Source organism: Photobacterium damselae (genome assembly GCF_003026815.1).
In the GTDB taxonomy this organism is placed as follows: Bacteria; Pseudomonadota; Gammaproteobacteria; order Enterobacterales; family Vibrionaceae; genus Photobacterium; species Photobacterium damselae.
The window spans coordinates 196,296-211,967 of sequence record NZ_PYOG01000004.1 but is presented as its reverse complement, the minus strand read 5'-3'; the positions used below and the strand labels follow the sequence as shown (position 1 = coordinate 211,967).

13 protein-coding genes are annotated in these 15,672 nt (G+C 42.9%); 5 read left to right on the top strand and 8 right to left on the bottom strand.

Annotated elements, in window-relative coordinates; translation table 11 throughout:
* Position 1 precedes the first annotated feature (1 nt).
* From rng to tldD, 4 genes are read left to right on the top strand one after another with little or no spacing between them, the layout of a single operon-like run.
* Positions 2–1,471 carry a ribonuclease G gene (gene rng, locus CTN07_RS06595; RefSeq protein WP_005303638.1) on the top strand — a complete coding sequence of 490 codons (1,470 nt, stop codon included), beginning with the start codon at positions 2–4 and terminating at the stop codon, positions 1,469–1,471.
* A 13-nt stretch (positions 1,472–1,484) separates the two neighbouring features.
* Entirely contained in the window at positions 1,485–5,369 is a 3,885-nt protein-coding gene (locus CTN07_RS06590) for a YhdP family protein (protein ID WP_005303642.1), read from the top strand.
* Between the two features lie 27 nt (positions 5,370–5,396).
* Positions 5,397–6,218, top strand: coding sequence for a carbon-nitrogen hydrolase family protein (locus CTN07_RS06585; protein ID WP_005303645.1), 822 nt, complete (start codon positions 5,397–5,399; stop codon positions 6,216–6,218).
* A 12-nt stretch (positions 6,219–6,230) separates the two neighbouring features.
* A complete protein-coding gene (gene tldD / locus CTN07_RS06580) occupies positions 6,231–7,679 on the top strand; it encodes a metalloprotease TldD (protein ID WP_005303649.1) in 1,449 nt (482 codons plus the stop codon).
* 98 nt (positions 7,680–7,777) lie between these two features.
* Here tldD and yjgA read toward each other — a convergent pair whose 3' ends face one another.
* A complete protein-coding gene (yjgA, locus tag CTN07_RS06575) occupies positions 7,778–8,302 on the bottom strand; it encodes a ribosome biogenesis factor YjgA (protein ID WP_005303652.1) in 525 nt (174 codons plus the stop codon).
* A 111-nt stretch (positions 8,303–8,413) separates the two neighbouring features.
* On the opposite strand from yjgA, the gene pmbA reads away from it, so the two are divergent.
* Positions 8,414–9,757, top strand: coding sequence for a metalloprotease PmbA (gene pmbA, locus CTN07_RS06570; protein WP_005303654.1), 1,344 nt, complete (start codon positions 8,414–8,416; stop codon positions 9,755–9,757).
* 95 nt (positions 9,758–9,852) lie between these two features.
* Here the strand turns inward: pmbA and mgtE are convergent, their stop codons facing one another.
* From mgtE to lptB, 7 genes are all read right to left on the bottom strand, one after another.
* Positions 9,853–11,211 carry a magnesium transporter gene (gene mgtE / locus CTN07_RS06565; RefSeq protein ID WP_036764754.1) on the bottom strand — a complete coding sequence of 453 codons (1,359 nt, stop codon included), beginning with the start codon at positions 11,209–11,211 and terminating at the stop codon, positions 9,853–9,855.
* 260 nt (positions 11,212–11,471) lie between these two features.
* Positions 11,472–11,744, bottom strand: a complete 273-nt coding sequence (locus tag CTN07_RS06560; protein WP_036764757.1) for an HPr family phosphocarrier protein — start codon at positions 11,742–11,744, stop codon at positions 11,472–11,474.
* Positions 11,741–12,592, bottom strand: a complete 852-nt coding sequence (gene rapZ / locus CTN07_RS06555) for an RNase adapter RapZ (protein ID WP_005303663.1) — start codon at positions 12,590–12,592, stop codon at positions 11,741–11,743. The genes CTN07_RS06560 and rapZ overlap by 4 nt, the downstream gene beginning before the upstream one ends.
* Positions 12,593–12,628: 36 nt before the next feature.
* Entirely contained in the window at positions 12,629–13,078 is a 450-nt protein-coding gene (ptsN, locus tag CTN07_RS06550) for a PTS IIA-like nitrogen regulatory protein PtsN (RefSeq protein WP_036764760.1), read from the bottom strand.
* A gap of 2 nt (positions 13,079–13,080) precedes the next feature.
* Positions 13,081–13,368 carry a ribosome hibernation promoting factor gene (gene hpf, locus CTN07_RS06545; RefSeq protein WP_036764763.1) on the bottom strand — a complete coding sequence of 96 codons (288 nt, stop codon included), beginning with the start codon at positions 13,366–13,368 and terminating at the stop codon, positions 13,081–13,083.
* 36 nt (positions 13,369–13,404) lie between these two features.
* Positions 13,405–14,826, bottom strand: coding sequence for an RNA polymerase factor sigma-54 (locus tag CTN07_RS06540; RefSeq protein ID WP_373921403.1), 1,422 nt, complete (start codon positions 14,824–14,826; stop codon positions 13,405–13,407).
* A gap of 113 nt (positions 14,827–14,939) precedes the next feature.
* Positions 14,940–15,665, bottom strand: a complete 726-nt coding sequence (gene lptB / locus CTN07_RS06535) for an LPS export ABC transporter ATP-binding protein (protein ID WP_005303670.1) — start codon at positions 15,663–15,665, stop codon at positions 14,940–14,942.
* Between the last annotated feature and the right edge of the window lie 7 nt (positions 15,666–15,672).

Genomic DNA, 15,672 nt, shown 5'->3' with positions numbered 1-15,672 from the left:
CATGAGCACTGAGCTGCTAATAAACGTGACACCGAGTGAGACTCGTGTCGCTATGATTGAAGATGGCAATTTGCAAGAGATCCACATTGAACGTGAATCTAAACGCGGTATTGTTGGCAATATTTATAAAGGCCGAGTGAGCCGAGTTCTTCCCGGTATGCAGGCGGCATTTGTCGACATTGGTTTAGATAAAGCGGCGTTTTTGCATGCCTCTGATATCGTTCCTCATACTGAATGTGTAGCAGAGAACGAAAAACAGCAGTTTCAGGTTCGTGATATTTCTGAGCTAGTGCGTCAGGGCCAAGATCTTGTGGTTCAAGTGGTCAAAGATCCTTTAGGTACCAAAGGCGCACGTTTAACAACAGATGTGACGTTGCCATCTCGCTATTTGGTCTTTATGCCTGGGGCGAGTCATGTTGGTGTTTCACAACGTATTGAAAGTGAACATGAACGTGAACGTCTGAAAAAAATTGTGATGCCACATTGCGATGATTTGGGTGGTTTTATTATTCGTACTGCTGCTGAAGGAGCATCGGATGAAGAACTCAGCCAAGATGCAGCATTTTTAAAGCATTTATGGCGTAAAGTGATTGAGCGTCGCGCAAAATATAAAACGCGTTCAATGCTCTATGGTGAACTGGGTTTAGCTCAGCGTATTCTACGTGATTTCGTGGGAACTGAAATTCATAATATCAAAGTCGACTCTCGTTTAGCCTTTGATAAATTGAAAGAATTTACAGATGAATTTGTTCCTGAAGTAACGGAAAATATTGAGTATTACTCTGGCGACCAACCTATTTTTGATCTGTACGACACTGAAAATGAGATCCAGCGATCTTTGGATCGTAAGGTTGAACTGAAATCTGGTGGCTACCTTATTATTGATCAAACTGAAGCCATGACAACGGTAGACATCAATACGGGAGCGTTCGTTGGTCGTCGTAATTTAGAAGAAACGATCTTTAACACCAATATTGAGGCAACCAAAGCCATTGCGCGCCAGCTGCGTCTTCGTAACCTTGGCGGCATTATCATTATCGACTTTATCGATATGGCAGGTGAAGATCATCAGCGTCGAGTTCTACAAGCATTAGAGCAAGCGTTATCGGGCGATCGGGTAAAAACCAACATTAATGGTTTTACTCAGCTTGGCTTAGTTGAGATGACGCGAAAAAGAACTCGTGAAAGTATTGAACATGTTCTATGTGGTACTTGTCCAACCTGCAAAGGTCGAGGCACAGTGAAAACAGTTGAGAGTGTTTGTTACGAGATTTTACGTGAAGTCACTCGTGTTAACCGCGCTTATGACGCCGATCGTTTTGTTGTTTATGTTTCACCTGTTGTCGCAGATGCATTATCGGGTGATGAATATCATGCACTTGCTGAGCTAGAAGTTTTCATTGGTAAAGAAGTGAAAATTAAAGCCGAGCCTCTTTATATTCAAGAGCAGTTTGATGTCGTGATGATGTAAGAGGATTCTTTGCGTGACAAGCATACCCACTAAGTTAGCCCGAGCCTTATTGTGGCTAATTGTTGGCGGAGCTGTTTTTTCCGCCATTACTATAACTGGGTTGCGAGTCACGCTTCCTTATATTGACCGTTATCAGCCGCAATTAACCGCGTGGGCTGAGCAGCAGATTGGCTTGCCTATTTCGGTCGGGACAGTCAACGGTCGCTGGTTTAATGCCGGCCCTGAATTTACGTTATCAAATGTCGCTCTTTACCGCGAAGATTCGACGCAACAAATTGTCTCTATTGGGCAAGTTTCTGTTGCACTTAACTTTTGGCAAAGTCTACTTCAAGCCAAACCTGTATTTAAAGATATTGAGATCAATCAACTCAAGGTTGATCTCACTCAACTGCCTAAACAAAAAAAGACGCAAGAGAAGCAAACTAAAAGCTGGGCTGAAAAGTTAGAACAGCTATTTTTAGTGCGCCTTGACCGTTTTACTCTCCAGCATTCACAAATTACCTTATACACCCCATCGGGCAAATCGCAGCAACTGGATATATCAGATCTTAATTGGCGCAATAACGCAGGTCATCACTTAGCGGAAGGTACTGTTAGTGTTGCTAACAGCCATTTGAGTCGATTAAAAGTCATGGCTGATTTCTCTGAGCAGGGTGATTTGTCTTCGATAACTGGGCAGTTCTACGTTCAAGCTTCAAAGTTGGCAGTGACACCTTGGTTGCACCAGACATTTGCTAACATTGCGGATATCAAAAACAGTGAAGTGAGCTTTGAAAGTTGGATTAATGTTAAGCAAGGTCTTATCGAACAGAGCACGCTGGCGTTAGGGCCAATTGATATAGCGTGGCAGCAAAATCAAGTCTCCCATCAGTTTAAACTCAAGCGAGGTGTGGTTTCTTTAGCGCCATTAAACTCAGAGCCAAGCAGCAATCAGTGGTATATCTCAACAAATGATTTTGCTGTCACTACCGATGGTCAATCTTGGCCGCAATTGAATCTTCAAGCAAATGTGAATCTTAATCGTCAATACCAGCTTCAAGATTGGAAGTTGCAAATTGCTGATCTCAATTTAGCTCGACTACGACCTTTACTCGGTTTATTTCCTCAAGAGTTGCCTGCGATCAAAACGGTTACCGCAATGAAGCCTCAAGGTTTGATCTCTCAACTACGAGTATCGGATAAACAAGGTCAGCAACCGCAATTTTCTGCTGATTTCTCCCATGTCGCAATTAAGCAGTGGCAATTGATCCCCGGAATTCACAAACTTAATGGACAAGTGTCTGGTAGTTTGCAGCAAGGCAAAGTGCAATTGAGCCTGACCGATGATCAACTGCCTTATCAAGGAATCTTTCAAGCTCCACTTAATATTAAACAAGCTAATGTGACAGGCTATTGGCAGGTTGATAAGGATGGAAGTTGGCGATTATGGAGTGATCATCTTGCCGTAACGACTCCGGATCTTGCTGCCAACGGTGTTTTTCGCCTTGATTTTCCTTATCAACAGCCTGCATGGTTGTCATTTTATGGCGATGTTGATGTTAAAAATGCGGGGGCAACATGGCGCTATTTACCTATTCCTGCACTTGGTACTGAGCTCACTGATTACCTTTCACGAGCGATCCGGGGCGGGGAGGCAAAAGGGGCAAAACTACTGTGGTATGGCGCGCTACAAGATTTTCCATACAGCCACCATAATGGTATTTTTCAGGTTGATGTTCCCCTTAAAAAGGCTCGTTTTATTTTCGATACTGCGTGGCCAGAATTGACGGATTTGCAGCTGGATTTAGTCTTTAAAAATGATTGGATGTATCTCGATTCTCATCATGTCAAAACAATGGGAGCGGTTGGACATCGTGTCACGGGAGCATCTAAGCTTGCCAGTGATGGCCACTTAAAACTAGATATTGATGTGGCTGCTGATGGCAGTGCTGTTCGAGATTATATGTTGGCTACACCTTTAGTTGATTCTGTTGGTGCCGCCTTAACAACAGTACAAGTTAGTGGGCCAGTCAGTTCTCAATTTAGTTTGGATATTCCTTATGATGGTAGCCAAGTCGGTGTAACGGGCTATGCGTTGTTGAATAAGAACCGAGTTGCTTTGCAAACGCCAAATATCGAACTTGATAACGTATCGGGTAAGCTTAATTTTCATGATGATAAGATCTTAGCTCAAGGCTTCAGTGGGCGTTTATTGCAACAGCCGATTGATTTGAGTTTTAGTGGTGCTAATCAAGATGAAGGCTATCAAGTATTGGTTGATTTGGCTGGTGATTGGCAACTATCTCCACTGCAAAAACAATGGCAAGATCCGTTACTTGAACAAGTTTCTGGTAGCAGTCAGTGGCAATCTCATGTTGCCGTTCATCTAAATGACACAGGGTTTGGTTATGATGTTGATCTGAAAGCTGGCTTAGCTAATATTATTAGTAAGTTACCGTATCCATTAGCCTACATTGCCGCTCCAAAACAGCAGCAATATGTCACAGTAAAAGCACAAGGTGACAAGGAAAAAGTGGATGTAACGGCGCAGTTGCCAGATATGAACTATCAGATGCGACTTAATTTACAAACCAATAAACCACACATTGTTGCCAGTTATGCGGCCATTGGTAAGAAGCAACTGCTGCCTTGGCCGTTATTGGGTCAGCGCATTGACATTAATAGTGAGCAGGTAAACTTGGATGATTGGCTGGATGTGCTATCTAGTATTAACCATTCTTTTGCCCTAGCAAAACAGCAAGGTGAACCAAGAACAGTGCCATCAATTCCCTTACCGACACAGATTAATGGGCAGGTAAAACAACTGATTGTTGGCCAAATGCCGTGGCATGATGTCACGCTTACGGCCCGAAGAAACGGCGCTAATTGGCATGGAAATCTCGCTAGCCGAGAAGCGACTGGCACAGGAAATTGGCACGCACCTAATCAATTAAATATTAATCTAAAACGGTTATTTTTAACCATTCCAGGATTAGATAAGTCTCATAAACTGTTTCGCGAGCCTTACAAAATTACAGCACAGCCGTTTCATGTATCAGCTCAAGATAGAGCGGTAATGAGTGCGATGCCTAATATCAATTTATCTATAGCCGATGCTTGGCTGCAAGGGTATCGCTTAGGTAAAGTCGAAGGCCAGCTGCTTAAGAAAGGCAGTAGTTTAACGCTACCTAAATTTTCAGTAACAACAGGAGCCATGGCTTTGAATATGCAAGGTGCATGGCAGATTAAAGGAAATACGAGTACGACCCAGCTTAGTGCAAAAATTAAAGGGGAAGACAGTACAGATCTAATGGGGCGATTAGGTATCTCTGGTGGTATTCAAGACGCTTCATTTAAAACTAATCTATCAGCGTCATGGCAAGGTACGCCATGGCAGATTCGACGAGAAACATTAACAGGACAAGTTAAAACGAAAACGGGTAAAGGCATTATTAGTGGTGTAGGTGGCGCAGGTCGCTTACTCGGTTTGTTTAGTATTGATTCCATTATTCGCAAAATGCAGCTCGATTTCTCTGGCATTTTTGAAAATGGTTTGGCTTTTGACTACATCAAAGGCTCTGGTGATATTAAGAACGGTATTTTTATCACGAAAGATTTGACCATGAAGGCGTTAGCTGGCGATATGACGATTAAAGGTCAAGCGAACTTAGTGAAAGAAACCGTTGATGCGAATGTGAAATTCATACCTGACTTTACTTCGGGTATTCCTGTACTGACGGCATTTGCTGTTGCACCACAAACGGCACTGTATGTATTTGCTATCTCAACCGCACTGTCACCTGTGTTAGATGTCTTTACTCAAGTGAATTACTATGTTCACGGAAAAATAGATGATCCTGTTGTTACCGAACGCTCACGTTTTCAAGGGGAGTATAAACTTCCGGAAACCAAACAGTAGAAAGTAAAGTTGGAAAGGATATTAGCCATGACTAAAGTTGGGATTGTGCAGATGAACTCAGGGGCAGATCCTGAGCATAATTTATTAAAGCTAAAGAAAAAATTGAAAGGCTTACAACTGCAAGGTGCCAAACTGATCGTGACACCCGAAAATACAGTTGTCTTTGGTAGCAAAGAGGATTATCACAAAGTTGCAGAGCCACTCAATGATGGTCCTATTCAAACAGAACTCGCTCACTTTGCAAAACAATTAGGTATCTGGTTATTAATTGGCTCAATGCCTATTCGTCAGCAAGATGGTGCGGTGACAGCCACGGCTTTACTTTATGATGATCAGGGTCGATTACACGAACATTACAATAAACTGCATATGTTTGATGTTGAAGTGGCCGATCAACACCATAGCTATCGAGAATCAGATACCTTTAAGCCTGGCGATGAAATAAAAGTCGTCAGTACGCCATTTGGCAACATTGGCATGAGTATCTGCTATGATGTGCGCTTCCCACAGTTATATACGGCACTGCGAGAGCAAGGTGCTGATATTATTGTGGTACCAGCGGCCTTTACTCGTGTAACAGGAAAAGCGCACTGGGAAGTCTTATTACGAGCACGTGCGATTGAAACCCAATGTTGGGTAATCGCTGCTGCACAATGGGGTGAACATAACGAATCCCGAGAAACCTGGGGTCATTCAATGGTGATTGATCCATGGGGACAAGTTGTCGTGTGTCAGCAACAAGGAACGGGTGTCATTACGGCACATGTTGATCCGCAGCTAACAAAAACAATTCGAACTAATATGCCTGTGGTTGATCATGCCCGTTTGCATCTTCAGCCTCTCAATTAAAAGAGTTATTGAATGACCCTAAACACAGTAGAAAAGACCATGTTGGCTCAGGCTGATATGGGTCAAGACGAGTTACAAGCTATTCTAGCTAAGATTGCTACTCGAGATGTGGATTATGCTGATATCTATTTCCAATCTTGCTGGCATGAATCGTTAGTTCTTGAAGACAGCATCATTAAAGACGGTTCGTTTAATATTGACCGTGGTGTTGGGGTTCGAGCGATTTCTGGTGAGAAAACAGGTTTTGCTTATTCTGATCAGATCAATCTATTAGCTCTAGAGCAAAGTGCAAAAGCGGCTCGTGGTATTGCGCGTCAAGGTCGTAGTGCTCAGGTACAAGCTTTTGTTCCCGTTACGGCGAGTGGTATTTATGCACCTGTCGATCCATTAACAACGATGGATAAGCAGCAGAAAATTGAATTATTGCAGCAAATTGATAGCTATATTCGCACTAAAGAACCTTTGGTGACTGAGGTTTCAGTTAGCATTAATGGTGTTAATGAACAGATTTTAGTGGCAGGCCTTGATGGTACTTATGCTGCTGATGTTCGCCCATTGGTTCGCTTATCGATTAGCGTATTAGTTGAGCGTGGCGACAAACGCGAACGTGGCAGTGCTGGTGGCGGTGGTCGTTATGGCTATCAAGCATTCTTAGCAGAAGATGAAAATGGTAAGAGTGTTGCGTTACATTTTGCCGATGAAGCGATTCGTCAAGCATTAGTAAGTTTAGAAGCACAAGCAGCACCAGCTGGAACTATGCCTGTGGTATTAGGGGCAGGCTGGCCTGGCGTATTGTTGCATGAAGCGGTTGGTCATGGCTTAGAGGGGGACTTTAACCGTAAAGGCTCTTCTATGTTCAGTGGACAGCTTGGAGAGCAAGTCACATCATCACTATGTACTATTGTTGATGATGGCACACTACCGGATCTGCGTGGATCTATTAATGTCGATGATGAGGGTACTCCAGGCCAATACAATGTGTTGGTTGAGGGCGGTAAACTTAAAGGTTACATGCAAGATAAGCACAATGCTCGCTTAATGGGTGTTGCTCCAACCGGTAATGGTCGTCGTGAGTCTTATGCACATCTTCCAATGCCTCGTATGACCAATACTTACATGTTACCAGGTGAGCACTCGCCAGAAGAAATCATTGCTAGTGTGAAAAAAGGTATCTATGCCCCGAACTTTGGTGGTGGTCAGGTTGATATTACTTCCGGTAAATTTGTGTTCTCAGCATCAGAAGCTTACTTAATTGAAAACGGTAAGATCACAACTCCTATTAAAGGTGCAACGCTTGTGGGTAGTGGTATTGAAGCTATGCAGCAAGTTTCTATGGTCGGAAATGATCTTCAGATCGATAAAGGGGTTGGTGTGTGTGGTAAAGCCGGCCAAAGTATTCCTGTCGGCGTTGGTCAACCAACCTTGAAGTTAGATTCCATGACTGTGGGTGGCACTCAATAGTTGCGAGTTAACTTCTGAATAAAAAAATGCCAGGCTCCTTATTGGATACTGGCATTTTTTGTTTTTGAATAGGTAAACACTACAGATTCAACATTTAATTAGTCTTGAATGTACAACTCTTTTAGGTACTGGAAGATCTCTTTAAATGCTTTGCCTGGTTTTTGTTGTGCCTTCTCTTTACCTGCTTGGCGAACCAATTGACGTAAGTGCTGGCGATCTGCGTGAGGGTGATCAACTAAGATAGCATTGATCATGCTGTCTCCGTTTTCGATCAATTTATCACGTTTTTGCTCAAGCTTTTTCAACATCACGGTTTGTTGAGAGTGCTTATTACGTAGTTTATCTAGAGCTGCTTCAATTGGTTCTAGATCAATAAAACGCATCTGCTTACCGATGTACTGCAACTGACGACGACGAGCTTCTTTCGTAAAGCGTTGTGCGTCTTTAATTGCGTCCATCATATCTTCATCAAGAGGCATTTTGGCAAGGGCATTTGGTTTAAGCTCTACCAGCTCTTCACCAATTTTTTGCAGCTCTTCCATGTCGCGCTTCATCTCGGATTTACTTACCCAGATGATTTCCTCTTCTTCTTCCCAAGGGGCTTTTTTGTTTTTACGGCTCATAATGGGCTCACTAAGGGGGTTAATGATTCTATTTTATCAGTTTAATAACGATTTTGGGCGTAAATTCCATTATTCTATAACTAATAATGCCAATTCCGAGAAAAGAAAAGTATGGACGTAAGAGAACAGGTAGCTCAGCAGCGTGTTGAGCTTGAAGCTGCTGTTGCCAAAGCCCTTGAAATGGCTGGACAAAAAGCCGATGCCGCTGAAGTTGCTATTAATAAAACAACAGGCATCAGCGTTTCAACTCGTTTGAGTGAAGTGGAAAATGTTGAGTTTAACAGCGATGGTGCTTTAGGTATTACTGTGTACCGCGGTCAGCGTAAAGGCAGCGCATCTACCTCTGATCTTAGTGAAAATGCCATTGCTCAAACGGTCGCTGCAGCATTAGATATTGCCAGCTACACCTCGGAAGATCCTTTTGCAGGGCCTGGTCCAAAAGAGTTGATGGCAAAAGATATTCCAGATTTAGATCTGTTCCACCCAGATGAGCCAGAACCAGATCGCGCTGCTGAAATCGCCATTGCCGCAGAAGAAGCTGCGATGGCTTATGATCCTCGAATTAAGCAGAGCGACGGTGCGAGCTATGACAGCCACTATGGTATTCGTGTTTATGGTAATAGCCATGGCATGTTAGCCAGTTATGCTTCTAGCCGTCATAGCATCAGTTGTTGTGTGATTGCTCAAGGTAAAAATGGCGAAATGGAGCGCGATTACAGCTATACCACGGCTCGTCGTGCTTGCGATATGTGGACGCCTGAAAAAGTGGGTCGCCACGCAGCAGAGCGTACTGTGGGTCGCGTTGATGCACAAAAATTATCAACACGCGAAGCTCCTGTAATGTTTGCCGCCGATATCGCAACGGGACTATTTGGTCATTTAGTGATGGGTATCAGTGGTGCGAACCTATATCGTAAGTCGTCTTTTTTATTAGATAAGTTAGGTGAAGAAATTTTCCCTAATTGGCTAAATATCAGTGAGCGTCCACATATCTTACGTGGTATGGCAAGTACGCCGTTTGATAGCGAAGGCTTAGCAACTAAAGATTTAGAGATCATTAAAGATGGTCAGTTAGCGACCTACCTATTAACCAGTTATGCGGCTCGTAAAATGAATCGTCAGCCAACAGGTCATGCTGGTGGTATTCATAACTGGTTAGTAAGCTCTACGGGTGAAAACTTTACTCAAATGCTGAAAAAAATGGATCGAGGTCTGTTGGTTACCGAGCTTATGGGACAGGGCGTTAATATTGTTACTGGCGATTATTCCCGTGGTGCAGCAGGTTTTTGGGTTGAAAATGGTGAAATTCAATTCCCTGTTTCTGAGATAACCATTGCTGGTAACTTAGCTGACATGATGAAAAATATCGTGGCGGTAGGTTCAGATATTGAAACTCGCAGCCAAATCCAAACGGGTTCTATCTTATTAGACTCGATGAAGATTGCTGGTGAGTAGCAGAAGCTTTTCGAAAAACTTTCTGTGATGGAATAAAACAAAAGGCCCAATGAGTATTCTCCTTGGGCCTTTTTAACAACTTGATTGGGTCTAGATTATTGTAAAAATACGGTCGCAAGACCTAAGAATACAAATAAGCCGACAATATCGGTACAGGTTGTTAAAGCCATTCCCCCCGCAAGCGCTGGGTCGATTTTTAGCTTCTTAAGCATGATTGGAATAACCACACCAGCAACACCTGCCACGAAAAGGTTGGTAAGCATTGCACCTGCAATAATGGCTCCGAGAATCAGATTGCCTTTCCACAGAACCACGACACCACCGATAATTAATGCCCATAGAAGACCATTAATAAGGCCAACTCGTGCTTCTTTACTCAGTAGCCAACGAGTGTTGGAATCACCGATATGACCAACAGCTAAACCACGAATTACCAGTGCGACAGTTTGGTTACCAGCAACGCCACCCATTGAAGGAACAATGGTCATTAAAACAGCAATAGCAGCCATTTTTGATAGCGTGTCTTCAAACATATTGGAGACAGATGCGGCAGCTAGAGCGGTTAATACGTTAACACCAAGCCAGATACTACGACTTTTTGCCGATTTTAATACTGGGGCAAAGGTATCTTCGTCATCGTCCATACCCGCCATACTCATCATTGAGTGCTCAGCATCTTCACGGATTACGTCAACCACGTCATCAATGGTAATACGGCCAACCAGTTGATTATTGGCATCAACAACCGGAGCGGATAACCAGTTACGACGTTCAAACAGATTGGCGATTTCACCATCGTCCATATCCACAGGAATGGCTTCATCTGTATCGTCCATCACATCTTTAATTTCAACATCAGGCTGTGTAGTAACCAGAGTTGACAGAGAGATATGACCAATCAGTTTTTCTTCTTCATCAACCACATACAAAGTATCAGTGGCTTCTGGAAGTTCGCCTCGCATACGAAGATAACGCAATACAACATCGGTTGAGACATCACCACGAATTGTGATGAAGTCAGTACTCATAATGCCGCCAGCGCTATCTTCAGGGTAGGCTAGTGCTTTTTCGATTCGATGACGATCTGTTGCATCCATTTGCGCCAATACTTCCTGATATTTATCATCAGGTAAGCTACGCAATACGTATGCGATGTCATCACTTTCCATCCCCTCAGTAACGGCCGCCAGTTTCTCTGGATCCATTTGTGAGACGATACCATCTTTTACATCTTCAGATAGCTCTTCTAGGATGTCACCTTGCTCTTCCGGATCCGTCAACTGCCACAGCACTTGACGCTCTTTTGGTGGAGAGGCTTCTAAAAGGTGAGCAATGTCCTCCGGCTCCATATCCTGAAGCATTCGGCGTACATGGACAAACATCCCGCTTTCGAGAGCTTTATTAACTTCTTGTAATGTTTGATGGGTTTGATCTTGTTCTAATACGTCCGCCATAGGTATTAGGCCCACTGTTGTTTTTAAATTAATGGCGCAATAATCTGAATTTTAACGTAATAAATGAGTGATTGTCTCATTAGAAATCAAGACAAGCGCATAAAAATTTTGAATGGTGTTTTATGATAAGAATAAAAAAGAGAAAGTTATACCACTAAGTAATAACTTTCTCTGCATTTGTCGGCTAACTTAACGATTTTCGCCGCATTTCTCTTTTGCTGTCTTTTTAGTCAGAGTTTGATATTAAGAACCCCAGAAGATCAGCTTTCTTCGTCAAATCCAGCTTCAATCAGATGGCAAATGGCAGTCAAAGCTTGTTCACTCTGCTCACCTTGAGCTGAAACGGTAATTTGCTGGCCTTGAGCTGACTCTAGCATCAATAAGCCCATCACTCCGTCAGCAGTTGCACATTTTTCACCATTACAGAGTGTAATCGTTGCTTGATAGCTTTGTGCCGTTTCTACAATTTTGATGGCTGCGCGAGCATGTAAACCGAGTCGATTCTTAATATAGACTTGGCGACTGGTCGTCATTTTTTACCTTCCAAAGTACGGTGGCGAATGCGAATTTGCTGACCACTACGCTGGAAATACTCTGCCAACTGTTGCGCTATATAAACCGAGCGATGTTGACCGCCAGTACAACCAATAGCCACAGTGACATAGCTGCGATTATTTTTTTCTAGCATAGGTAACCAAGTTTCAATGAAATTACGAACTTGGTAGATCAACTGATTCACTTCTGCATGACTGGCTAGGAAGGTTTTTACGCCTTCATCTAATCCTGTTTGGGGCTTTAATTCTGGCACCCAATGAGGGTTTGGTAAAAATCGAACATCAAAGACATAGTCAGCGTCTGTTGGTAATCCATATTTAAATCCAAATGATTCAAATACAAGGATTAACTCACGAGATTCACGGCCTAGAACACGGCTACGAACAGTTTCACTGAGATCGTGAATTGATTTCCCAGTGGTATCAACAACCAGATCTGCACGCTCTTTAATCACTTCCATGATTTTAGATTCAGATAAAATGGCTTGTTCTAAGCTCATATTATCACGAGACAAGGGATGCAATCGGCGAGTCTCGCTATAGCGTTTAACGAGTTCTTTGTTATCGGCATCAAGGAAGAGGATATTAAGGTCAACTTTATTACTCAGGTCATTAAGGATCATCTCCAATGCCTGGGTGTCGCTTGGCATATTGCGAACATCTAAGCTGACAGCGACATCTTGCTGCTCGTCGCCGATGGTTTCGATAAATTGGGTAAGTAGGTTAACAGGAAGGTTATCAACACAGTAGTAACCTAAATCTTCTAATACGCGTAATGCAACAGACTTCCCTGATCCGGAGCGGCCGCTAACAACCATTAATCTCATGGTGCGATTACCTCAATGGTGGTCTGGATGAGAGGGTTATGATTCATGGGTGATGAGTTGGTATAACTCTTCATCGCTTTGCGCACAACGTAGTTGTTTACAAAGCTGTTTATCACTGAGTTTTTCAGCAATGGCAGAGAGTGTTTTTAGATGCTCAGAGCACTGATTTTCAGGAACAAGTAGGGCAAAAAGCAGATCGACAGGTTGATTATCAATAGCATCGAACTCAATGGGTTCTTGCGATTGAATAAACACTGCAATAGCTTTATCGCTGTTATTGATACGCCCATGAGGTATTGCAATACCATTACCAATCCCCGTTGTACCCATTTTTTCACGATTGAGCATGCAATCAAATAGGGGCTGAGGATTTTGATCTAAATGTTCAGCAGCGATTTCACTGATGATCTCTAGGGCGCGTTTTTTACTTGAGCATGAGACTGCACTTTTGGTGCAGTCTATGCTTAATACGTTACTCAGTTGCATGGTTAATGACTATTGAGTTTCTCTTTATGTTTATTTAACTGACGAACCAGTTTATCCGTCAGAGCATCAATGGCGGAATACATGTTATCTGAATCCGCTTTAGCGTGGATATCTCCCGCATTTACCTGCAAAGTCGCCTCAGCCACCTGCTGTAATTTTTCCACATTAAGGATCACGTGAATGTGGTTTATTTTATCGAAAAAGCGATCCAGTTTATCGAACTTAGTTGTTACGTATTCACGAAGAGCGTCAGTCACTTCAACATTGTGTCCAGTAATTACAATTTGCATAGACATCTTCCTTTTGTTGGGTCTGAACTAGGGCTTCTAGATCAGACGTTTTCGCTGATTCGAAGGCGGAATACCAAGAGATTCACGATATTTAGCAATTGTCCGTCGTGCGACCATGATCCCTTGCTCTGCCAGTAATGTTGCAATCTTGCTGTCACTAAGAGGTTTGCTTTGATTCTCAGCGGCAACCAGTTTCTTTACTAAAGCACGAATGGCTGTTGATGAACATTCACCACCACTATCCGTACTGACATGACTGGAGAAGAAATATTTCAGTTCAAAAATACCGCGTGGTGTATGCATGTATTTCTGAGTCGTAACTCGAGAAATGGTTGATTCATGCATATCAACCGCTAAGGCGATATCGTTAAGCACCATAGGTTTCATTGCTTCTTCACCATATTCGAAGAAGTCCTGTTGGTGTTCAACAATACAACGAGCTACTTTTAGTAATGTCTCGTTGCGGCTTTCTAAGCTCTTAATTAACCATTTAGCATCTTGCAAATGGGTTTTAATAAATTGGCTATCAGCACTATTGCGCGTCTGTTTACTCAGGGCAGCATATTGCTCATTAACCTTAATTCGTGGCACGCTATCTGGATTGATGGTTACGACCCATTTACCGTTGTCTTTATAGACGGATACATCTGGTACCACATATTCGGTTTCCGTTGCAACCACTCTATTGCCAGGTCGTGGGTCTAAGCCATGAATCAGTTGCATTACTTCTTTAAGTTCTGCCTCTTTGAGCTTAGTTTCTCGCATTAATTGGCGAAAGTCGCGATTGCCTAATAAATCGATATGTTGAGATAGTAACATTTTGGCTTCATTAAGCCAGAGGGTTTCTGGTGCGTAGGTCGCAAGTTGTAGCAGAAGACATTCTTGTAAGTTACGGGAGGCAACTCCAAGCGGGTCAAATTGTTGAATGCGTTTAAGAACAGCTTCAACCTCATCAAGTTCTACTTCATCATCACCTAAGCTTTCAAGAATATCTTGGCTTGAACAACTTAGATAACCTTGATCGTCAACCGCATCAATAATAGCAGTGGCAATAGCCAGATCGGTGTCACTAAATGGGGTTAATTGGACCTGCCACATCAGATAGTCTTGCAGCGATTCGGTCGTTTCCCCTTGATAGATAGGCATATCGTCATCAAGGGCAATACCTGTGCTACCGGTTCCGGCACTGTAGACATCATCCCAAGTTGTATCGACAGGTAAGTCTTGCGGCATCTCTTGTTGTTCAATTACTTCTGAGGTATCAAAAGATTCACTGTCTTTGATCTCATCGTGAGAGTCTGAATAATCAGAGTCCGAAGGTTTATTTTCTTCGTTATCAGCAAGATTCTCTTCTAACTCAAGAAGGGGATTGGCATCGAGAGCTTCTTGGATCTCCTGCTGTAGATCTAAGGTCGAAAGTTGCAACAGGCGAATGGCTTGCTGCAATTGTGGCGTCATTGCCAATTGTTGGCCAAGCTTGAGCTGGAGAGATGTCTTCATGTCGCTATCTTCACCTGTCGTTATTTTTATTGGTATGGTTGTATATGATATTAGACGATTATTTATTGTTTTTATAAACGGAATTGATCACCTAAGTACACTCGTTTCACATGTTCATCGTTAAGTACTTGTTCTGGCGTACCATTTGCAATGAGCTGCCCCTGACTTACGATATAAGCATGTTCACAAACATCCAGAGTTTCACGAACGTTATGGTCGGTAATTAAGACGCCTAGACCACGATCGCGCAGATGCTCAATGATTTTCTTAATATCAATAACCGAAATTGGGTCAACACCTGCAAAAGGCTCATCTAATAAAATAAATTTCGGATTAGCCGCTAAAGCTCGTGCAATTTCAACACGACGACGTTCACCACCTGATAGCGCCATACCCATACTATTACGGATATGTTGAATGTTGAACTCATCAAGCAGTTCTTCCAACTTATCTTGACGCTCTTGTTTGGTCAATTCTTTACGGGTCTGTAATACCGCCATTAAGTTATCGTGGACGCTCAATCGACGAAAAATTGAAGCTTCCTGTGGCAAGTAACCAATACCCATACGCGAGCGGTTATGCATCGGTTGTAAGCTGATATCAGTGTCATCAATGGTGATGGCACCTTCATCACGGGCAACAAGGCCGACAATCATATAAAAAGAGGTGGTTTTACCTGCACCATTTGGGCCGAGCAGACCAACAATCTTACCCGATTCAACTTGTAAGCTTACATCGGAGACGACTTTACGACCGTTGTAGCTTTTTGCTAAGTGTTCCGCTTTTAAAATTGCCATAACAGAG